Consider the following 18,708-nt stretch of genomic DNA (forward strand, 5'->3'; position numbering starts at 1 on the left):
TCGTGGACGCGGCCGGGTAACGGCTGAGGCTGCTTCCAGGGTATTACGCATGCGCCGGAAGGAAGGCCTCCGAAATCTCGTGGACGTCCGCCGCGTCCTGCGGGGCTCCCCACCGCACTGGAAGGGTGAGACGGTCCGCCACCGGACGGGCCGGGAGAGGGGGAGCGATGGCGCGGGGCGCGGAAGCGGCTCTGCACGCCTTCGTCGAGGGAAGACGGACGGCGTTGTTCCGTAGCGCACTCCTGCTGTGCGGCGACCGCGACGAGGCCGACGACCTCGTCCAGACCACGCTCGTCAAGGTCGTCCTCGGGGCGCGCCGGTACGGGCGGCTGGACAACCTGGAGGCCTATGCGCGCAAGACGCTGGTCAACACCTTCATCGCGGGGCGGCGCCGGTTCTGGCGGCGTGAGCGCGCCTACGGCGAGCTGCCCGACGTCGCGGCCCGGCCGACGGACCGGGACACCGGTCTCGTGGTCCGCGCCGCGCTCGCCGCGCTGCCGCCGAAGCAGCGGGCGGTGCTGGTGCTGCGCTACTGGGAGGACCTCGGCGTCGCGGCGACCGCAGAGCTGCTGGGGATGCGGGAGAGCACGGTCAAGAGCCATACGGCGAGGGGACTCGCGGCGCTGCGGGCCGCGGTGCGGGAGGAATTCGTATGAACGAGCAGGACACGGTGCGGGATCTGCTGGGGCACGCGGTCGACACGGTCGAACCCCGGGTCGCCCGCAGCAGTGAGAGCGTCTTCGCGCGGGCCGCGGCGCTACGGCGCCGGCGGCGGGTGGCGGTCACGGGTGCGGCGGCGGTCGTGGTCGCCGGGGGGGTCGTCCTCGGGACGGGGGTCCTGCCGGGCGGGACCGGGGGACATAAGGCGGCCGCCGCGGGGGGCGGCGGCGCAGGGGCCGGCGCGAGGGCGGCCGGCTTCGCGAAGCTGCTGCCCGCCGGGGTGGGCACGGTGCGCGAGGTCGCACGGCTTCCCGTGAAGGGCCTGAAGCACCCGCCGGTGCAGGGGAAGAGGGGGGACGGGCCGTACGACGGGGTATACGCCGTCACCCGGGACTCGGGCGGCGTCGGCTACATCACGGTCAGAGCGCGAAAGTCGTCCGGGACCACCGTCGCCCTCGCCTGCCGCGCGCCGGGGCGAACGGGGGTGGCGGACTGCGCCACGGAGAAGGTTCCCGGAGTCGGACAGCTGACGACATGGCGGTTCCCCGACGAGGACCTGCCCCAGCAGTCGAACAGCATGACGGCTCAGCTGGCGCTGAAGGGCGGCGCCGTCCTGACCGTGACGTCCTGGACCGGGGCCGAGGGCGGGAAGCCGTACCGGACGATGCTCACATACCCGCTGACGAAGGCACAGCTGCGTCAACTGGCGCTGAACTCGGCGCTGTTGCCCTGAGTGCACAGGTACGGGAAGGGGCGGTACGGGAATCCCGTACCGCCCCTCCTCGCGCGTGCCGTACCGCTAAAGCACCTTGGACAGGAACGCCTGCGTCCGCTCGTGCTGCGGGTTCGTCAGGACCTCGCGCGGGTTGCCCGACTCGACGACCACACCGCCGTCCATGAAGACCAGGCTGTCGCCGACCTCTCGGGCGAAGCCCATCTCGTGGGTGACGACGACCATCGTCATGCCGGACTCGGCGAGGTCGCGCATGACGTCGAGGACGTCGCCGACCAGCTCCGGGTCGAGGGCCGAGGTCGGCTCGTCGAACAGCATCAGCTTCGGGTCCATCGCCAGCGCGCGGGCGATGGCGACGCGCTGCTGCTGGCCGCCGGAGAGCTGGGAGGGGTAGTTGCCCGCCTTGTCGGCCAGGCCGACCCGGTCCAGCAGCTCCCGTGCCCGCTCCCGGGCCTGGGCCTTGCTGACGCCCTTGACCTGGACCGGGGCCTCGATCACGTTCTCCGCCGCCGTCATGTGCGGGAACAGGTTGAACCGCTGGAACACCATGCCGATGTCCCGGCGCTTCAGGGCGACCTCGCTGTCCTTGAGCTCGTACAGCTTGTCGCCCTTCTGGCGGTAGCCCACCAGGTCCCCGTCGACGTACAGCCGGCCGGCGTTGATCTTCTCGAGGTGGTTGATGCACCTCAGGAACGTCGACTTGCCGGAACCGGACGGGCCGATGAGGCAGAACACCTCGCCGTTCTTGACCTCCAGGTCGATGCCCTTGAGGACCTCGACCGCGCCGAAGGACTTGTGGACGCCCTCGGCCTTCACCATCGCGGTCATGCCGCACCCCTTTCGCGGCCGATCGAGAACAGGTTCGCCCGGATCTTCTGGAAGACCGTGGGCGGCAGACTACGACTCGAACCGCGGGCGTAGTAGCGCTCCAGGTAGTACTGGAAGACGCTGAAGACGCTGGTCATGACCAGGTACCAGATGGAGGCGACGAACAGCAGCTCCATCACGGCGAACGACGAGGAGCCGATCACCGACGTCGAGCGCAGCAGCTCGTTGTACGTCACCACGTACACCAGCGACGAGGTCTTGAGCATGTTGATGAACTCGTTGCCGGTCGGCGGCACGATGACCCGCATCGCCTGCGGGATGACGATCCGGCGCAGCGTCTTGCCGTGGCTCATGCCGAGCGCGTGGGCCGCCTCGGTCTGACCCTCGTCGACGGCCAGCAGGCCGGCCCGGCAGATCTCGGCCATGTACGCGGCCTCGTTGAGACCCAGGCCGAGCAGGGCGCACATGAACGGCGTCATGACGTCCGTCATCTCGTCCTTGTAGATCGGACCGAGGTTCAGCATCGGGAAGATCAGCGCCAGGTTGAACCACATCAGCAGCTGCACGTACACCGGGGTGCCCCGGAAGAACCAGATGTACAGCCAGGCGACCGTGCTGGTCACCGGGTTCTTCGACAGCCGCATCACGGCCAGCAGCACGCCGAGGACGACGCCCAGCACCATGGACAGGATGCTGATCAGCAGGGTGCGCCCGGCGCCCGCGATCACGGTCGAGTCGAACAGCTGGTCGCCGACCGTGTCCCACTGGATGTCGCCGTGGGCGAAGGCGTTGACCACCAGCGCGAGCAGCGCGATGACGATCACGGCGCTGACCCAGCGGCCGTAGTGGCGCACCGGGATCGCCTTGATGGCCTCCGGCGGACCGGAGAACGCCGCGTCCTTGGCGACCGGCGGGGTGTCCTCGGGTGGTGCGCCCGCGGAGGACTTGTCGAGCTTGTCAGTCATGGGGACTGCCCTTCGAAGACTTCAGGAGGTGCGGGGTGATCACTTGCCGCCGTTGATCGCGGCAGCCTTGATCGCGCCGCTCTCGGCGCCCCACTTCTCCAGCACCTTCTGGTAGGAGCCGTCCTTGATGATCGCGTCGACGGCCTCCTTGAGGGCGTCGCGCAGCTGGGTGTTCTTCTTGTCGACGACGATGCCGAACGGAGCGGCCTCGTACTGCTCGTCGAGCACCTCGAAGGTGTTGCCGTTGCCCGCCTTGCGGGCCATGTCCACGGCGACCGGGTAGTCGTTGACGCCGGCCACGGCGCCGCCGGACTTCACGCGGGTCTGCGCCTCGGTGTCGTTCTCGAAGGACTCGATCTTGAGGGCCTTCTTGCCGCCGTCCGTGCACTTCTTGGACTGCGCCTGCAGGGCCTCCTCGTAGGTGGTGCCCCGCTGCACGGCGACCGTCTGACCGCACAGGTCGTCCATGGTCTTGACGCCCTTGGGGTTGCCCTTCTTGACGTAGATGGCCGTGCCGGCGGTGAAGTAGTCGACGAAGTCGACGCCCTCGCCCAGCTTCTTGCCCTTGTCGTCCAGGCCCTCCTGGCGCTGCTTGTTGTCCGTGATGGACGACATGGCGACGTTGTAGCGGCCGGTGTTGACCGCGGTGATCAGGGTGTCGAAGCCGCCCGAGGTGAACTGGAAGTCGACGCCGAGCTGCTTGCCGAGCGCGGCGGCGATGTCCGGGTCGACGCCCACGATCTTGCCGCCCTCCACGGACTCCATCGGGGCGTACTCGGCGTTGGTGCCGACCTTGATGACGCCCGCCTTCTGGATGTCGGCCGGCAGCTTCGAGAAGAGCGGGCCCTTGTCGGAGCCGGTGGACGACTCGGAGGAGCTTCCGCCGCTGTTGGTCTGGTCCCCGCAGGCGGTGAGCAGCAGTGCGCCCGCGACCGCGAGGGATCCGACCGCTGCCAGGCGGGTGCGCGCGGCGGTCGTGGTTCGGGTGGAGCGTGCGGTCATGGTGGGTTCCTCCGGCGGATGGATGGAGATGCCGATGGCGCGACACAGCCGAGGGGCCGACCATGCCGTTGGGTCGACGAGAACACACACCTTCGAGTGTCGCGACCTCGTGTGATGACGGCATCTTGCCATTCGGACGACGCCATTCAGGGGGCCAGCCATGTCAAAATCGGATAACGGGCGACCCCCGAACCGCCTCAGTCCGGGACATCACGACCGGACGGAGCCGGACCATCTGCGGGAATCCCCCGTTCCGGCCGAAAAATCTCCGGTTCCTCCCGCGGGGAGATCATCGCGGTGTATTGCGTGCGCCGACTTGCGTTGTTGTCGAGGCATTGTCAAGAGGACCCGCGGAAACTGGTGCGTCCCCCTGCATGAGTCATGTCACTCGTGGTGGCCCACTGTCGAAGGTCCACACACCGAGCGGTGTGACCTTGCACCGAATGGACTCGTCGGCTGTGGTCCCCGTCCGGTAAGAAGGTTCTTCACACCCCTCATCCGGGGCTCAGGGCGCGTGTGCGGCGCGCCCGACGCGCAGGCGCCCGTACGCATCACCTCGGCTCTGCGCGATGCCCGCCCACTTCTCAATCAGGAGTGGCCACCCTCAAACCATGCAGACCTAAGGGGTAAGACACAGTGGCAGCGGAGATCGTCAATCCTCGCAGCGAGAGCGCCGACGGAACGGGCCAGGAGGGCGGTGCGGAGCCCCTCGACTCGTTCGACCCGGTGTTCGCGCTGCACCGTGGTGGAAAGATGGCCGTGCAGGCCACCGTCCCGATCCGCGACAAGGACGACCTGTCCCTCGCCTACACGCCCGGCGTCGCTCGCGTGTGCACCGCGATCGCGGAACAGCCGGACCTGGTGAACGACTACACGTGGAAGTCGTCCGTGGTCGCGGTCGTGACCGACGGCACGGCCGTGCTCGGGCTCGGCGACATCGGCCCGGAAGCCTCCCTCCCGGTCATGGAGGGCAAGGCGATCCTGTTCAAGCAGTTCGGCGGTGTCGACGCGGTTCCGATCGCGCTCGCCTGCACGGACGTGGACGAGATCGTCGAGACGGTGGTGCGCCTCGCGCCCTCGTTCGGCGGAGTCAACCTGGAGGACATCTCGGCGCCGCGGTGCTTCGAGATCGAGCGCCGGCTCCAGGAAGAGCTCGACATCCCGATCTTCCACGACGACCAGCACGGCACCGCGATCGTGACGCTGGCGGCGCTGCGCAACGCGGCGCGGCTGAGCGGGCGCGGCATCGGCGAGCTGCGGGCGGTCATCTCCGGCGCCGGGGCGGCCGGCGTCGCCATCGCCAGGATGCTCATCGAGGCGGGCATCGGGGACGTCGCGGTCGCCGACCGCAAGGGCATCGTCTCCGCCGACCGGAGCGACCTGACCGACGTCAAGCGCGAGCTGGCCGGGTTCACCAACAAGGCCGGGCTGAGCGGTTCGCTCGAGCACGCGCTGGCCGGCGCCGACGTGTTCATCGGCGTCTCCGGCGGCACCGTGGCCGAGGACGCGGTGGCCTCGATGGCGAAGGGCGCGTTCGTCTTCGCCATGGCCAACCCGAACCCCGAGGTGCACCCGGACGTCGCCCACAAGTACGCGGCGGTCGTCGCGACCGGGCGGTCGGACTTCCCCAACCAGATCAACAACGTGCTGGCGTTCCCCGGGATCTTCGCGGGCGCGCTGCAGGTGCGGGCGTCGCGGATCACCGAGGGCATGAAGCTCGCGGCGGCCGAGGCGCTGGCGGGGGTCGTCGGCGACGATCTGGCGGCGGACTACGTGATCCCGTCGCCGTTCGACGAGCGGGTCGCTCCCGCGGTGACGGCGGCGGTGGCTGCGGCTGCCCGGGCCGAAGGGGTCGCTCGTCGCTGACGTGCGCCTGCGAATGGTCCCGTCCGGGAGGGCGGGACCATTTTTCTGGCCGCCCGCCCGCCCGTTCGGGTGATGGCGAGGCGCCGTCCCCGGGGCTGCCGCCCCTGGACCCCCGCTTCGGCCCCGGACCCCCGCCCCACCCATCGCGGGACGGGGGCTGGAACCGCCGGCCGGTGTTCGGTCGGGGCCGGGGCGGGAGCGCAAGAGGGCATGTCTCACAGTGCCGTCCGGTTTCGCCGGCCGCCGCCTGAGCCTAGGGTCGATCCCATGTTCGCCGTCTACGCCGCCCGCATCGACCGTGACCAGCCGCTTTCCGGACTGGAGTTGGGGGAGCGTCCGGCCCCCGAGGCCCGGCCCGGCTGGAGCACCGTCGACGTCAGGGCCGCCTCCCTCAACCATCACGATCTCTGGTCGCTCAAGGGCGTCGGCCTCCCCGAAGGACGGCTGCCGATGATCCTCGGCTGTGACGCGGCCGGCGTCGACCAGGACGGCAACGAGGTCGTCCTGCACTCCGTCATCGGGCAGACGGGCCACGGCGTCGGGCCCGACGAGCCGCGCTCGATCCTCACCGAGCGGTACCAGGGCACCTTCGCCGAGCAGGTGGCCGTGCCGACCTGGAACATCCTGCCCAAGCCGAAGGAGCTCTCCTTCGCGGAGGCCGCCTGTCTGCCCACGGCCTGGCTGACGGCGTACCGGATGCTCTTCACCAACGCCGGTGTGCGCCCCGGCGACTCCGTTCTCGTGCAGGGGGCCGGCGGCGGCGTCGCCACGGCGGCCATCGTGCTGGGCAGGGCGGCCGGGCTGCGGGTCTTCGCCACCAGCAGGGACGAGGCCAAGCGCAAGCGGGCCCTGGAGCTGGGCGCCGTGGAGGCGGTGGAGCCGGGCGCCCGGCTGCCCCAGCGGGTGGACGCCGTCATCGAGACCGTGGGCGCGGCGACCTGGTCGCACTCGGTGAAGTCCCTGCGGCCCGGCGGCACGCTCGTCATCTCCGGCGCCACGAGCGGCGACCGGCCCTCGCACGCCGAGCTGACCCGGATCTTCTTCCTCGAGCTGAAGGTCGTCGGCTCCACCATGGGCTCGAAGGACGAGCTGGAGGATCTGCTGTCCTTCTGCGCCGCCACCGGCGTCCGCCCCGTCATCGACGAGACGCTGCCGCTCGACCGGGCCCGCGAGGGGTTCGAACGGCTCGCGTCCGGCGACCTGTTCGGCAAGATCGTGCTCACCGGCCGATGATCCGCCACCGGCCGGTGATCCGCTGAGCGGCCGATGACCGGCTGAGCGGCCAAGGACCGGCCGAGCGGCCGGTCGCGGGGTGCTACGGGCGGGTCCGGGGAATCCGGGCCCGCCCTTCGTGTGCCCGTTGTGCGTCGAGCGCACGGCCGTCGCGGCGGTCGCATCCGCTGACTGTCAACCATGGTTGACACCGGGCGGTTGTCAATGTAAGTTGACATGCATGACCGAGGCAACGGATCTCGCCGAGCGCGCCGGCGACCGCGATCCGCGGGTCGGACTGCGCGCCGTAGCGGCACTGCGCCGACTGCTGGAGCAGTTGGAGGCGGTGCAGGTGCGCAGTGCGCGCAACCAGGGCTGGTCGTGGCAGGAGATCGCCGCGGAGCTCGGAGTCAGCAGGCAGGCCGTGCACAAGAAGTACGGGAGGCAGTGATGTTCGAGCGGTTCACGAAGGACGCCCGTGCGGTGGTCGAGGGCGCCGTGGGGCACGCCGAGCGGGAAGGCGCGACACGGGTCGAGGAGACGCACGTCCTGCTGTCCCTCCTCGACCGCGAGGGCAGTCGCGGCTCCTTCGCGCTGGCCTCGCTCGGACTGCCGCCCGGCGGCCGGGAGGGGCTGGTGCGGGATCTGGACGAGACGCGCCGCCGCGGCGGCCTCTCCCGGGCCGACGCGGACGCCCTGTCAGGACTGGGCATCGACCTGGCGGAGATCGTGTCCCGGGTCGAGGAGACGCACGGTGCGGGCGCGCTGGCCGCGGCCGGCCGGCGCGGTCCCCTCGGCGGGCGGTCCGGACGGCGGCCGTTCGGCCGCGGCGCCAAGGACCTGCTCACCGGGACCCTGCGGGTGGCCGTCGCCCACGGCGAACGGCGCATCGGGGACGAGCACCTGCTGCTCGCCCTGACCGCCCGCCGCGGTGCCCCCTCGGAGGTCCTCGCCGACCACGGCGTCACGCACGCGTCCCTGACCCGGGTGCTCTACGGCGACCGGGGGCGGGGGGACGAGCCCGGGGCCGGGGCGGGCGCCGGGGCCGCGGCCGGCTGAGGCCGCAGGCGCCCGCCCCGGCCATGAGCGTCAGCCCCTGGGGGTCCGCAGTATCAATCCGATGTGGGCCGCCGCCGTGGACAGGTGGCGGCGCGCCTCGCGGAGCTGCTCCGCCGTGACGCCGTGGTCGCGGGCCGCGTCCCGGATGTCGTCCCGGAAGCGGTCCAGGAGGCGGTCCAGGTCGCGGGCCGGGTCGCCGCCCGTGTCCTCGTGGGCCCAGGCCGGTTCGTACGCGGCGGGGAAGCCCTCGGGAGTTGCGGAGTAGTCCGGGACGGTGGACTGCTCCGGTGCGCCCGAGGGGTGCGGGCCGGCGGAGTGGTCCGGCGTGGCCGGGTGTTCGGGACGCGTGGACGTCTTACGGCCGGTCGGCCCGCCGGCGCGGCCGAAGCCGAAGTCCCTGCCGTACTCCCTGCCGAAGTCCTTGCCGAACTCGCCGAACTCCTTGGCCAGTTCGGTCAGGCCCTCGCGGACGCCCGTCGGCCAGTCGCCCCGGGCGAAGTGGTCCTGGACCTGTTCCTGTACCCGGCGCGCGATGCGCTGCACCTCTTCCTGGGCCTGGGTGCGGGCGTTGTCCTGCGCCTCCTTGGCCTGGCGGCGGGCCCGCTGGGCCTCCTCGCGGGCGCGGCGGCTCTCGTCCTTGGCCCGGCGCGCCTGTTCCTTCCACTCCTGCTTGACGCGGCGCATCTCCTCCTTGGCGACGCGCCAGGCCTCCGTGTCGCCGTACCCACCGCTCTCGCCGTACCCGCCGCTCTCGCCGTCGGTTCCGTGGTCGCCGGGCTCCGCCGCCTTCGGGCGGCCGGCGCCCTGCCGGGCCTCGGAGGCCGCCGCCCGCATCTCGCGGCGCAGATCGCCCGCCGCCCCGCGCACGTCGGCCCGGATCTCCGCGGCCAGTTCGGCGACCGAGTCGCGGATCTCCAGCTCCAGGTCAGCCAGTTCACCGCTGCGGTCCGCGAGTTCGGCGCGGCCCGCGTCGGTGATCGCGTACACCTTGCGGCCGCCCTCGGTGGTGTGGGTGACCAGTCCCTCGGCCTCCAGCTTGGCCAGCCGCGGGTACACGGTGCCCGCCGAGGGCGCGTAGAGACCCTGGAAGCGTTCCTCGAGGAGGCGGATCACCTCGTAGCCGTGACGCGGCGCCTCGTCCAGCAGCTTCAGCAGGTAGAGGCGGAGACGGCCGTGGGCGAAGACGGGAGGCATGTCAGAGCACCTTCTTGTCGGTCGTGCTGTCGGCCGGGTCGCTCAAGGAGCCCTCGCCGCCCGGGCCGGAAACGGCATTGTCCCCCGGCCGGGAGGGCGCGCCCGCGCGCTCCTGCGGCCCTCGGTCCGCCCCGTGCGCCTCCGCGCGCCCGTCCTCCCGCGTGTCCGCCGTCGGGTACTGCGCCGCGTCCCCCGCCTCCGCCGCGTCCTCCGTGGGAGGCCTCCTCAGGAGGGCGATCGAGCCGGTGACCGTCGTCGCCCTGAGCCTGCCGTTGCCCGCGCCCAGCCGGCCGGTGATGCGCTTGGCGCCCCACTGGCCGCTGACCCGCAGGTCCTCGAAGGCGTTGGAGACCGAGCCGCTCGCGGTGTTCGCCTCCACCTGCGCGTCGGCCGGATGAGGCAGCCGGATGGCGATCTCTCCCGAGACGCTGGTCAGGTCGATCCGCGTGGGGCGGCTCGCGGGATCGAGGTCGACGATCATCGACCCGCTCACGGAGTCGGCCTTCACGCAGGAGCCGGCCTCGACCACGGTCAGGTCCCCGGAGACGGAGTGGAAGTGCAGGTCGCCGGTGAGGGCCTGCGCCTCCACGCTGCCCGAGACGGTGTCGGCGCGCACCGGGCCGGCGAGGCCGACCAGCGTGGTGTCCCCGTTGACGCCCTTCACCTCGGCATGGCCGTCGATGCCGGAGAGCACCGCGGCGGCGCTCACCACGCCCACCTCCACCCGGGCGCCGGCGGGCACGGCGAGCGAGACGACGGCCCTGCGCCGCCGGCCCTTGCGGTCGAGCCACTTGAGGAAGCCCTTCCAGGGCAGGTCCTCGTAGGCCACGGTCAAGGTCCCGTCGCGGTGGCTGACCACCAGCGGCGGGCCGTCGACCTCGGAGACCTCCAGGCGGGCGGGGCCCTCGTCGGCGCCCACCACGTTCACCGCGCCTTCGACGATGCGCACGTGCAGTTCGCTCACGGGCTCGTCGAAGGAGAGTTTCCCCGGTTCGGCGACGGACCACTCGGACATGGTGCGGACCTCCTTGCACGGCACACGGCACGACGCGCCATATCGCGTCTTCCGTCAAACACGATATATCGCGGCCGTCGAAAGTCAAGACACGAAAAAAGGGGCGTCCGGGACGCCCCTTCCCGCGCGGCTGGGGCGTCCGGGACGCCCCTTCCCGCGCGGCTGCCGCCGCCGTCCACCGCCCTACTCGTCGTCCTCGTCGTCGTCCAGCCTGGCCAGCCATGTCGCCAGCCGCTCCACCGGAACTTCGAAGTCCGGGTTCAGGTCGACGAACGTCCGCAGCTGCTCGGCGAGCCACTCGAAGGTGACCTCCTCCTCGCCGCGGCGCTTCTCGAGTTCCTCGATTCCGCGATCGGTGAAGTACATGGATCGTGCTCCGTGGGTCGGTCGCAGGGGTAGGGGTCCTCCGTCGGGGGAAGGACCCTTGTTCCTGCGAGGGGAGGAAGTGGTCCGCTCTCCGGTGGGGAGGGGACAGCAAAAAGGATAGGCGCAGGGGGTGCGGGCCCGCGGGCCGCGGGACCTCCGCGCGGACAAAGCCCGCCGTCGGCCCGCGCACGCGCGCGGGCGGCCGGGAGGGACTGGGGGAACGGGGGAGTGGCATGAGCGGTGAGGACGTGACACGGGTGGCGCGCGTCGCGCTGCCGGACGGGACGCCCGTCTGGGCCCGGATCTCGGGCGCCGGCGAGCTGTCCGCGCCGTCCGGGCGGCTGTCGTACAGCGACACCGGGTTCGCCGAGCGGGTGGAGGCGAGCGTGGAGAGCCTGCACGCGCTCGTCACGGGGGTCGCGCGGTCGCTGGCGGAGCCGCTGCGGGCGGTGCGGCCGGACGAGGTGAGCGTCGAGTTCGGCATCGAGCTGACCGCCAAGGCCGGAAAGGTCGTCGGCCTGCTGGCCGACGGCGAGGCCAAGGCCGGCATCACGGTCACCCTGACCTGGAACAGCGGGCCCCCCGACCTCGACGCAGCGCCTGCCGGCCCGGAATCCCGCACCGGCACGGACTCCGGCGCCCGCACCGGCACGGACTCCCGCGCGCGTGACGGCTCCCCGTCCGATGCGCCGCCCGCACCGGCTCCCCCCGCCGCACCCCCGCCTCCGGCGGCGCCCCCGCCCCCCGCCGCGCCCCCCTCGACGCCGCCCCCCGCCGCACCGCCGCGATCGGCCTCACCCGCACCGCCGGCTGTGTCCGACGCCGACGGGGGGCGGCGCGCGGGCGCGTCCCCCGGCGCGCCGATGCACAGGGGGGCCGACGGCCCCGTCGGCGGGGGCGGAGCATGACGGGCGGGCACGCCCCGGGCGCATCGAACGCGTTCGATGCGGCCCGCCGTGCGCTGCGTGGACTCGTCGTGGCGGCGACCGTGCGCATTCATCGCCCGGTGGTCGGGTATGCCCTGGATGAGCCCGGGACGTTCCTCGGAAGCGGCTTCTTCGTCGCTCCCAACTGGGTTCTGACCTGCGCACACGTGGCCTGCGGCGGGGAGGGGGGCAAGGTTGCCGTGGTGTATGAGACAGCTCCGGGACGGGGCGCCTCGACCGCGCCCGGCAGGGTCGTGGCGACGCTGCCCGAGCGCGCCGAGCGGTCCGCGTCCGCCGGCAACTGGCCGGCGCCGGACCTGGCCCTGGTGCAGCTGACCGAGCCGGTCGACGACCACGAGTGCGTGTACGTCTCCGAGCGTCCGGCGGCGTACTACGGCGAAGGCCGGGTGCTGTACGCGGGCTGGACCGAGAACGAGGGCCGCTTACAGGTCCTGGACGGCACGCTCACGGTGCAGGGGACGATCGGCGGCTGGTCCCCGGACGTGCAGATGCGGCTGGGCGACAACGACCTGCCCTACGGCGTCTCGGGCGGGCCGGTGATCGACCCGGTGCGCGGCGAGGTGATCGGCGTTCTGAAGGCGCGCTCGGACCACCGGCCCGGCGGCACCTCCACCGGGATCGAGCAGCTGCGCACCCTGCGGGTGCCCGCGGAGGCGGTGCCGGCCGAGCACAGCGACCTCTACCAGGCGGTCTTCCACGCCCATGACCGCTACCACCGGGACCGGCAGCGCCACCCGGCGTCCCGGCGGCAGACCTGGACCGACGTGCAGGGCAGGCTGGGCGCCCGGCCGGGCCGCACCCTCAGCCCGGACGAGCGGATCCAGCTGCTGGGCCGGCTCGCCGAGCTCCCGCCGCCCCAGAGCACCCGCGGTCTGCTGGACATCCTCGACTCCCTGCCCGACCTCCAGGGTCCCGTTCCGCTGCCCGCGCCGCGCGGCTGGCGCGACGGTCTCGGCGCGCTGTACGAGAGCGCCAGCGACGACGGGGCGCTGGAGCTGGTGCTCGACTACGCGATGCGGGCGATGTCCGCGCCGCGGCCGTTCGTCGTGCCCAGCACCCCCGACGCCGAGAAGGCCCTGTGGGTCTGGGTGTGGCAGGCCGCGCAGCGGCTGAGCGCCCGGTACCGGTCCGGCCTCGCCGAGCAGCGGATAGCGCGGCTGCGCCGACGGGACGGAGCGGGGCGCGACACCCCCGACACGGTCTCCTCGGGGGCGCACGCCACGGACGGACCCGCCGGGCGCCGGCTCGACCGGCGGCACGGGCAGGACGCACGCGCGCGTGGCCGTGACCGCGCACCGGGCAGCGCGGCCCGGCCCTCCGCCCTGCTCGAGCTGGTGCGGCGCGGCTGGGAGCCGGACCGCTGCGACTGGTCGGTCTGCGTGACCGCTCCCGGCGGCGAGGCGGTGCGGCTGCATGAGGCCGAGCGGACGCCGCTGGCCGAGCTGCCCGGCCGCCTCGCCGGACCGCTCGCGGAGGCCTTCCGCCACTGCGACGAGCCCGGCAGGCCCGCGCTGCTCCAGGTGGCGCTGCCCCACACGCTGCTCGGCCTCGAGGTGGACGCCTGGCAACTCGGTCCGGAAGAACCGCCGTTGGGTACCCTGCGGCCCGTCGTCGTGCGCTGCGCGGACCGCGACCGGCTGCCCGACGAGGCGTTCGGGGAGTACGACGCGGCCGGCGGCGACGCCGCAGACCACTGGCGCGCCCCGGAGAACCCGGAGAACCCGGTGCGCTCGGAGGACCCGGGAGACGCCGAGGCGGACGACGGCCACCCCCGACACGACGGCCACGGCGACGAGGACGACGAGGACGTGGACGCGGAGCGCCGGGCCCGCTGGCGCTGGCTGCACGCGCACCGCGCGCGGGCCGAAGTCCTCGACTGCGAGGAGGGGTTGCGCAAACCCGTGCCGACCGTGGAGCAGTTGCGCGCCCTCTCGCACGGCACCGTCCCGGTGCTCTGCCGCTACGGCGACCTCCGTTACGAGGACGACGCGGAGGCGCTCGCCCGGATCGTGCTCGGCGGCTACGGCGTGGCCCTGTGGCGCAGGCGGCGCGGCCGGTCGGACGCCGTCTGCGGCGAGTTCCACCGCGGCACGATCGACGAGATCGCCGAACCGCCCACCGCGCAGCACCTCCCCGAGGCCGTGCACGATCTGCGGGTACGGCTGCGGGAGGGCCGCACGGAGTCGTTCTGGGCCGACGGCGTGGCCCTGTTGTACGACGACCCCCACCAGCCCCTGCCCGGAACGGGTGACCTGCTGGAGGCCCCTTGAGCCGCCCGTCCGCGAGACCGGCCGGCCCCTTACCAGGTACCCCCAGGATGGATAACGTGATGCACGTTCGGACCGCCGCGGCGGTGGACGAGTGACGAGGACCGGATCATGACCGAATCCAGTGAGTGGCTCATCTACCGAGGCGCCGGCGAACCGCACGACGGGATCGAGCGGCTGCCCGATCCTCCCCCGTGGCGGGACTTCACCAGCCGGGACGCGGCGGGGTCCGGCGACGGCTCCCAGGACCGAAGGCTCGGCGCGCACCGGCATCTGGCGGAGCTGCACCGGCCGGGCGCCGAGGAGCTGGAGATGATCAACGCGGCTCTGTACCTGCGCCGTCCGCTGCTCGTCACGGGCAGCCCCGGCGCCGGGAAGAGCACCCTCGCCCACTCGGTGGCGTACGAACTCGGGCTCGGCAGCGTGCTGCGCTGGTCCATCGTCAGCCGTTCCGCGCTGCAGGACGGGCTCTACCACTACGACGCCATCGCCCGGCTCCAGGACGTGCAGATCGCCGCGCAGGGCGGGTTCGGGTCGGCGGCCGGCTCGCCGGGCGCGGTCGAGGGCATCGGCAGCTACATCCGGCTGGGGCCGCTCGGCACCGCCCTGCTGCCCTCCGACACACCGCGCGTGCTGCTCATCGACGAGCTGGACAAGAGCGACATCGACCTGCCCAACGACCTGCTGAACGTCCTGGAGGAGGGCGAGTTCGCGATACCCGAGCTGGAGCGCATCGCCGACCGGCTGCCGGACGGCGAGGCGGAGGTGCTGACCGCCGACGGCGTCAAGGTGCGGGTGCGTGACGGACGGGTGCGCTGCCGTGCCTTCCCGTTCGTCGTGCTCACCAGCAACGGCGAGCGCGACTTCCCGGCCCCGCTGATGCGCCGGTGCATCCATCTGGAGCTGGGCCGCCCCGACCACAACCGGCTCGCCACGTTCGTCCGCGCGCATCTCGGCGACGAGGCGGCCCGCGCGGGGGACGATCTGATCACACGGTTCCTGGAGCGGTCGCGCAGCGAACTCCTCGCCGCGGACCAGCTGTTGAACGCGATCTACCTCACCGACGCGGCCGCGCCGCCCAGTCGTGACCGGCTGGCCGACCTGCTCATCCAGCGACTCGACCGTCCGAGGTGAGGGCCTGATGCCCGACGCAGCGGCCCGCCACGGCCCCGTCCCGCCTGACGACGACCACCGCCAGGACCACCACGACGACCCCTCGGCCTCCCGGACCCCGGCCCCGGCCCCGGTCCCGGCCCAGGACGGCGACCCTCTCGCGGAGCTGGTGGCGCGACTGCGCGGGGTGGGGCTCGACCCCGACGTGGAGCAGTTGTGCGACGCGCTGTGGCTGGCGCGGTGGACCCGGCCGGTGGACGTTCCCGGACGGGAGGAACCGTCGGCCGCGGCCGGCGGCAGGCCCGCGTCGAGACGCGGCGGCGGTCGGGGCGCGACCCCGGACGCGGGGGCGCGGGAGGAGCGGCCCGAGCAGGCGGAGCCGCCCCCGCAGGAGGTGGGCGCCGGCGGACGCGTGAGCCTGTACCCGGTGCCCCAGGACGGAGGCCGGCGCACCCGTGGCGCGGGCCGGGCCGCCGCGCTGCCGGTGGGCGTGCCCGCCGCGCCCGCGCTGCCCGCGCCGCTCGAACTCCAGCGCGCGCTGAGGCGGTTGCAGCGCTACCGCAGCCCGGCGCCGCCGCTGCGCATGCAGCTCGACGAGACGGCGACGGCGGAGCGCAGCGCGCAGGCGGGCGGCCTGGTCATGCCCGTCCACCGTGCGGTCGTCCGGGGCGACGCCCGGCTCCAACTGGTACTGGACGCCTCGTCGTCGATGCGGGTGTGGGACCGGCTCTTCCTCGAACTGGAGCAGGTTTTCAGCCAGTTGGGGGCCTTCTCGGACATCAGGGTCAGCCATCTGCACCAGGGCCCCGACGGCGCTCCCGCCGTCAGCCGCAGCCCCGACGTGTACGCGGCGCCGCTGCACTCCACGGACCGGCTCAGCGATCCCACCGGCCGCCGGATCGTGCTCTTCGTCAGCGACTGCGCGGGCCCGCTGTGGCACAGCGGACAGGCGCACCGGCTGCTGCACCACCTCTCCCGGCAGGGCCCGGTCGCCGTGCTCCAGCCGCTGCCGCAGCGCCTGTGGAACCGGACCCGACTGCCCGTGGTCTTCTGCGAGCTGAGCCGGGGCGAGACGCTGGGCGGGGCGGCCGCGCTACGGGTGCGCACCGCGTCCGGTGTGCCTGCGGAGACCCGCCGCGGTGCGCTGCCGGTGCCCGTGCTGCCGCCCGAGCCGGTGGCCCTCGGCGCCTGGGCCAGGCTGCTGTCGGGGGCCGGCGCCGGGCCGGTGCCGGGAGCCGTGGGCTGGGTGCGCGCGGACCAGCCGCCCGCGCCCGCCGGGCGCGCCGACCGCCGGCGCACACCGTTCGAGCGGGTCAGCAGGTTCAGCTCCAGCGCCTCCCCGACCGCCGGACGGCTCGCCGTGTATCTGGCGGCCGCGCCCCTGTGCCTGCCGGTCATGCAGCTCGTCCAGCGCACGATGCTGCCCGACTCGGGACCGTCCGAGCTGGCGGAGGTGCTGGTGGGCGGTCTGCTCACGCGCGAGTCGGAGGAGTACGCCGACGACGGCGCCCAGTGGTACCGCATCGATCCGGACGTGCGCGACGCCCTGCTGTCCCGGCTGGGCCGCGACGAGGCCATGCTGGTCCTCAAGCACTGCTCGGAGTACATCGAGCAGCGCTTCGGCAAGGGTGGCCCCAACTTTCCCGCGCTGGCCCTCGCCCAGCTCGGCGACGGCGGCGCGGGCCGCCCCTACACGTCCGCCGCCGGCGCCGCGGACGGCGGCGACCGGGCCGACCACGGGGACAACGGCGGCAACGGCGACGCGGCGCCAGTGCCGCAGCCCTTCGCCGAGGTCGCCGCGCGCGTGCTGCGACGCTTCATGCCGCTGCCCGAGCAGTTCGAGACGCCCGGCGGCCGCACCGGCCCGGGGCGTCCCGAGGAGCGGCCGACGCACCAGGCGGTCCGCCGGGCCCGCACGCTGATCGAGCGTTTCGACCGCGAGGGCATGATCCAGGACGTCATCGACGCGGTGCAGCTGCTGCGCGGCGCCACCGAGCACGAACGGCCCGCCGGGGCGGACCCCGAGCTGTGGGCCGAGTACGCGCACTGCACGCTGCGCCTGTGGGAGGTGCAGGGCGGCGACGATCTGCTGCAGGAGGCGGAGGCGGCCGCGGAGCGCGCCGCGGCGCACCCGCGGCGGCTGCACGAACGGGCCGTCCTGGCACGGGTGCTGCACGCCGCGGCGACGGACCGCCGACGCCGCGGCGACGGGTCCGGGGCCCTGGACCTGCTGCGCCGCGCCGACCGCGAGTACGCCGTCGCCTGCGCGGCGCCCGACCTCGACCACCGCCAGGCCCTCGGGCTCACCCTGGAGCGGGTGCGCGCCCTGGAGGCGCAGTGGCGGCTCGGCGGGGACAGCGCGCTGCTGCAGGGCGCCGTGGGCATGCTGGAGGCCTTCGCCGACGTCTGGCCCGACCGTCGGCAGCGGCCGTCCGAACTCCCCCTGGAGCACGGCCGGATCCTGCTGCGTCTCTCCGGCGCCACCGCCGACCCCGTGCAGGCCCGCCTCTACGCCGAGCAGGGCGCGCAGTCGCTGCGCGCCGCTCTCGACACCGGGGAGGCGCCCGACACCGCGGAGTCGGCACGCGCGCGGGTGCGTGTCCTGCTCGATCTGGTGGACGCCCTGCTCCAGGCGGGCGGTCCGCTGGACGACGCCCAGGCCCGCGTCGACGAGGCGCTCGCCCTGGTCCGCGAACAGGGGCGGCGGGCGGCGCTGCTGGCGCGGGCCGGCCGGATCGCCGTCGCCCGCCACCGGGAGTCGGGCGATCCGGCGGAGCTGGAGACGGCAGCCGACCGTTTCGCGCAGGCCGCCCAGCGCATGTCCCGCGACGCGCCCGCGCACGCCGACGTCCTCGCCGAATGGGGCGAGGCGCTGCTTCGGCTGGCCGGACTGCAGTCGGGGGCGCGGGCCCAGGGCACGCTCTCCCGGGCGATCCGCGTGTTGCGGGACTGCCGGATGGAGACCCCGGCGGGCAGCGCGCAGGTCGCCCACCGGCTGCTGCTGCTCGGCCGTGCGCTGATGCTGCGCTACCGGGGCCGCGGGGACCGCGTCGACCTGCGCGAGGCCGAGCATCTCTTCGGGCTCGCCGCCGCGGACGCGGCGGACCCGCTGCTTGCCTCCCGGTGCCGTCTGGAACTCGGCCAGGTCCAGTTCGAGGCCTACCGCAGCCTGCGTCGACCGGCCCGCCTGGACCTGGCGGTCGACGCCTTCCGCGACGCGGCGGAGTCGGCCCGGGAGGCCGAGGGGAGGGCCACCACGGAACGCCGGCGGCACGAGGCCGTCCGAACGGGTGCGCAGGCGCACCACTGGCGGGGTATGTCCTATGAGGCGGCCTCGCGGCCGCGGGCCGCCCGGGAGGCCTACCGTGCCGCCCGGACGGAGTGGTCGCGGCTGCCGGAGGGCAGCCTGGTCGCCGACGGGCCGACGGCCGCCGGGACGGCGGAGCGGCTTGCCGCGCTGGAGCGTGTGACGTGAGCCGAG

Annotated in this window: 16 protein-coding genes; 10 read left to right on the top strand and 6 right to left on the bottom strand. The window is 73.5% G+C overall.

The features are described 5' to 3' along the window. The first annotated feature begins 167 nt into the window (after positions 1 to 167). Positions 168 to 656 carry a sigma-70 family RNA polymerase sigma factor gene (locus tag ACH4ZA_RS02945; protein WP_319278621.1) on the top strand — a complete coding sequence of 163 codons (489 nt, stop codon included), beginning with the start codon at positions 168 to 170 and terminating at the stop codon, positions 654 to 656. Beyond that, on the top strand, positions 653 to 1,393 hold the full coding sequence (locus tag ACH4ZA_RS02950; RefSeq protein WP_398427693.1) for a hypothetical protein: 741 nt from the start codon (positions 653 to 655) through the stop codon (positions 1,391 to 1,393). Before ACH4ZA_RS02945 ends, ACH4ZA_RS02950 begins: the two co-directional genes overlap by 4 nt. Before the next feature lie 66 nt (positions 1,394 to 1,459). Here ACH4ZA_RS02950 and ACH4ZA_RS02955 read toward each other — a convergent pair whose 3' ends face one another. The 3 genes from ACH4ZA_RS02955 to ACH4ZA_RS02965 are packed head-to-tail and all read right to left on the bottom strand — an operon-like array spanning position 1,460 to position 4,188. Further along, positions 1,460 to 2,221 (bottom strand): amino acid ABC transporter ATP-binding protein, encoded by a 762-nt coding sequence (locus ACH4ZA_RS02955; protein WP_319278617.1) that lies wholly within the window; start codon positions 2,219 to 2,221, stop codon positions 1,460 to 1,462. After that, positions 2,218 to 3,186, bottom strand: a complete 969-nt coding sequence (locus tag ACH4ZA_RS02960; protein ID WP_319278615.1) for an amino acid ABC transporter permease — start codon at positions 3,184 to 3,186, stop codon at positions 2,218 to 2,220. The genes ACH4ZA_RS02955 and ACH4ZA_RS02960 overlap by 4 nt, the downstream gene beginning before the upstream one ends. Positions 3,187 to 3,225: 39 nt before the next feature. Next, positions 3,226 to 4,188, bottom strand: coding sequence for an ABC transporter substrate-binding protein (locus ACH4ZA_RS02965; protein WP_319278613.1), 963 nt, complete (start codon positions 4,186 to 4,188; stop codon positions 3,226 to 3,228). A gap of 636 nt (positions 4,189 to 4,824) precedes the next feature. Here ACH4ZA_RS02965 and ACH4ZA_RS02970 point away from each other — a divergent pair. The 4 genes from ACH4ZA_RS02970 to ACH4ZA_RS02985 all read left to right on the top strand — a co-directional run bounded on the left by ACH4ZA_RS02970 (position 4,825) and on the right by ACH4ZA_RS02985 (position 8,325). Then, positions 4,825 to 6,054: an NADP-dependent malic enzyme gene (locus tag ACH4ZA_RS02970; protein WP_319278612.1), complete on the top strand. Its 1,230-nt coding sequence runs from the start codon at positions 4,825 to 4,827 to the stop codon at positions 6,052 to 6,054. A 267-nt stretch (positions 6,055 to 6,321) separates the two neighbouring features. Then, positions 6,322 to 7,287 carry a zinc-binding dehydrogenase gene (locus ACH4ZA_RS02975; RefSeq protein WP_319278610.1) on the top strand — a complete coding sequence of 322 codons (966 nt, stop codon included), beginning with the start codon at positions 6,322 to 6,324 and terminating at the stop codon, positions 7,285 to 7,287. A 220-nt stretch (positions 7,288 to 7,507) separates the two neighbouring features. Beyond that, positions 7,508 to 7,717: a helix-turn-helix domain-containing protein gene (locus ACH4ZA_RS02980; RefSeq protein WP_018571396.1), complete on the top strand. Its 210-nt coding sequence runs from the start codon at positions 7,508 to 7,510 to the stop codon at positions 7,715 to 7,717. Continuing rightward, the gene (locus ACH4ZA_RS02985; protein WP_319278607.1) at positions 7,717 to 8,325 is read left to right on the top strand and encodes a Clp protease N-terminal domain-containing protein; all 609 of its coding nucleotides are present in this window, start codon (positions 7,717 to 7,719) and stop codon (positions 8,323 to 8,325) included. Before ACH4ZA_RS02980 ends, ACH4ZA_RS02985 begins: the two co-directional genes overlap by 1 nt. Positions 8,326 to 8,355: 30 nt before the next feature. Here the strand turns inward: ACH4ZA_RS02985 and ACH4ZA_RS02990 are convergent, their stop codons facing one another. From ACH4ZA_RS02990 to ACH4ZA_RS03000, 3 genes are all read right to left on the bottom strand, one after another. Continuing rightward, the gene (locus ACH4ZA_RS02990) at positions 8,356 to 9,519 is read right to left on the bottom strand and encodes a helix-turn-helix transcriptional regulator (protein WP_319278604.1); all 1,164 of its coding nucleotides are present in this window, start codon (positions 9,517 to 9,519) and stop codon (positions 8,356 to 8,358) included. 1 nt (position 9,520) lies between these two features. Further along, a complete protein-coding gene (locus ACH4ZA_RS02995; protein WP_319278602.1) occupies positions 9,521 to 10,534 on the bottom strand; it encodes a DUF4097 family beta strand repeat-containing protein in 1,014 nt (337 codons plus the stop codon). A 183-nt stretch (positions 10,535 to 10,717) separates the two neighbouring features. Next, entirely contained in the window at positions 10,718 to 10,900 is a 183-nt protein-coding gene (locus ACH4ZA_RS03000; RefSeq protein ID WP_019058231.1) for a DUF6104 family protein, read from the bottom strand. A 233-nt stretch (positions 10,901 to 11,133) separates the two neighbouring features. On the opposite strand from ACH4ZA_RS03000, the gene ACH4ZA_RS03005 reads away from it, so the two are divergent. From ACH4ZA_RS03005 to ACH4ZA_RS03020, 4 genes are all read left to right on the top strand, one after another. Further along, positions 11,134 to 11,808 (top strand): CU044_2847 family protein, encoded by a 675-nt coding sequence (locus tag ACH4ZA_RS03005; RefSeq protein WP_319278601.1) that lies wholly within the window; start codon positions 11,134 to 11,136, stop codon positions 11,806 to 11,808. Continuing rightward, a complete protein-coding gene (locus ACH4ZA_RS03010; RefSeq protein WP_319278600.1) occupies positions 11,805 to 14,117 on the top strand; it encodes a trypsin-like peptidase domain-containing protein in 2,313 nt (770 codons plus the stop codon). Before ACH4ZA_RS03005 ends, ACH4ZA_RS03010 begins: the two co-directional genes overlap by 4 nt. Before the next feature lie 108 nt (positions 14,118 to 14,225). Then, positions 14,226 to 15,248, top strand: a complete 1,023-nt coding sequence (locus ACH4ZA_RS03015; RefSeq protein ID WP_319278598.1) for a MoxR family ATPase — start codon at positions 14,226 to 14,228, stop codon at positions 15,246 to 15,248. Positions 15,249 to 15,255: 7 nt separating this feature from the next. Further along, the gene (locus tag ACH4ZA_RS03020) at positions 15,256 to 18,702 is read left to right on the top strand and encodes an SAV_2336 N-terminal domain-related protein (protein WP_398427695.1); all 3,447 of its coding nucleotides are present in this window, start codon (positions 15,256 to 15,258) and stop codon (positions 18,700 to 18,702) included. The last annotated feature ends 6 nt before the right edge of the window (positions 18,703 to 18,708 follow it).

Origin of the sequence: Streptomyces sp. NPDC020597 (assembly GCF_044335095.1) — a bacterium.
Classification (GTDB): domain Bacteria; phylum Actinomycetota; class Actinomycetes; order Streptomycetales; family Streptomycetaceae; genus Streptomyces.

Excerpts from the sequence above, each read along its gene's own strand:
- ACH4ZA_RS03000 (WP_019058231.1), bottom strand. The coding sequence starts at position 10,900 with ATGTACTTCACCGATCGCGGAATCGAGGAACTCGAGAAGCGCCGCGGC.
- ACH4ZA_RS02945 (WP_319278621.1), top strand. The coding sequence starts at position 168 with ATGGCGCGGGGCGCGGAAGCGGCTCTGCACGCCTTCGTCGAGGGAAGA.
- ACH4ZA_RS02975 (WP_319278610.1), top strand. The coding sequence starts at position 6,322 with ATGTTCGCCGTCTACGCCGCCCGCATCGACCGTGACCAGCCGCTTTCC.
- ACH4ZA_RS02980 (WP_018571396.1), top strand. The coding sequence starts at position 7,508 with ATGACCGAGGCAACGGATCTCGCCGAGCGCGCCGGCGACCGCGATCCG.
- ACH4ZA_RS02990 (WP_319278604.1), bottom strand. The coding sequence starts at position 9,519 with ATGCCTCCCGTCTTCGCCCACGGCCGTCTCCGCCTCTACCTGCTGAAG.
- ACH4ZA_RS02950 (WP_398427693.1), top strand. The coding sequence starts at position 653 with ATGAACGAGCAGGACACGGTGCGGGATCTGCTGGGGCACGCGGTCGAC.
- ACH4ZA_RS03010 (WP_319278600.1), top strand. The coding sequence starts at position 11,805 with ATGACGGGCGGGCACGCCCCGGGCGCATCGAACGCGTTCGATGCGGCC.
- ACH4ZA_RS02965 (WP_319278613.1), bottom strand. The coding sequence starts at position 4,188 with ATGACCGCACGCTCCACCCGAACCACGACCGCCGCGCGCACCCGCCTG.
- ACH4ZA_RS02960 (WP_319278615.1), bottom strand. The coding sequence starts at position 3,186 with ATGACTGACAAGCTCGACAAGTCCTCCGCGGGCGCACCACCCGAGGAC.
- ACH4ZA_RS03020 (WP_398427695.1), top strand. The coding sequence starts at position 15,256 with ATGCCCGACGCAGCGGCCCGCCACGGCCCCGTCCCGCCTGACGACGAC.
- ACH4ZA_RS02985 (WP_319278607.1), top strand. The coding sequence starts at position 7,717 with ATGTTCGAGCGGTTCACGAAGGACGCCCGTGCGGTGGTCGAGGGCGCC.
- ACH4ZA_RS02995 (WP_319278602.1), bottom strand. The coding sequence starts at position 10,534 with ATGTCCGAGTGGTCCGTCGCCGAACCGGGGAAACTCTCCTTCGACGAG.
- ACH4ZA_RS03015 (WP_319278598.1), top strand. The coding sequence starts at position 14,226 with ATGACCGAATCCAGTGAGTGGCTCATCTACCGAGGCGCCGGCGAACCG.
- ACH4ZA_RS02955 (WP_319278617.1), bottom strand. The coding sequence starts at position 2,221 with ATGACCGCGATGGTGAAGGCCGAGGGCGTCCACAAGTCCTTCGGCGCG.
- ACH4ZA_RS03005 (WP_319278601.1), top strand. The coding sequence starts at position 11,134 with ATGAGCGGTGAGGACGTGACACGGGTGGCGCGCGTCGCGCTGCCGGAC.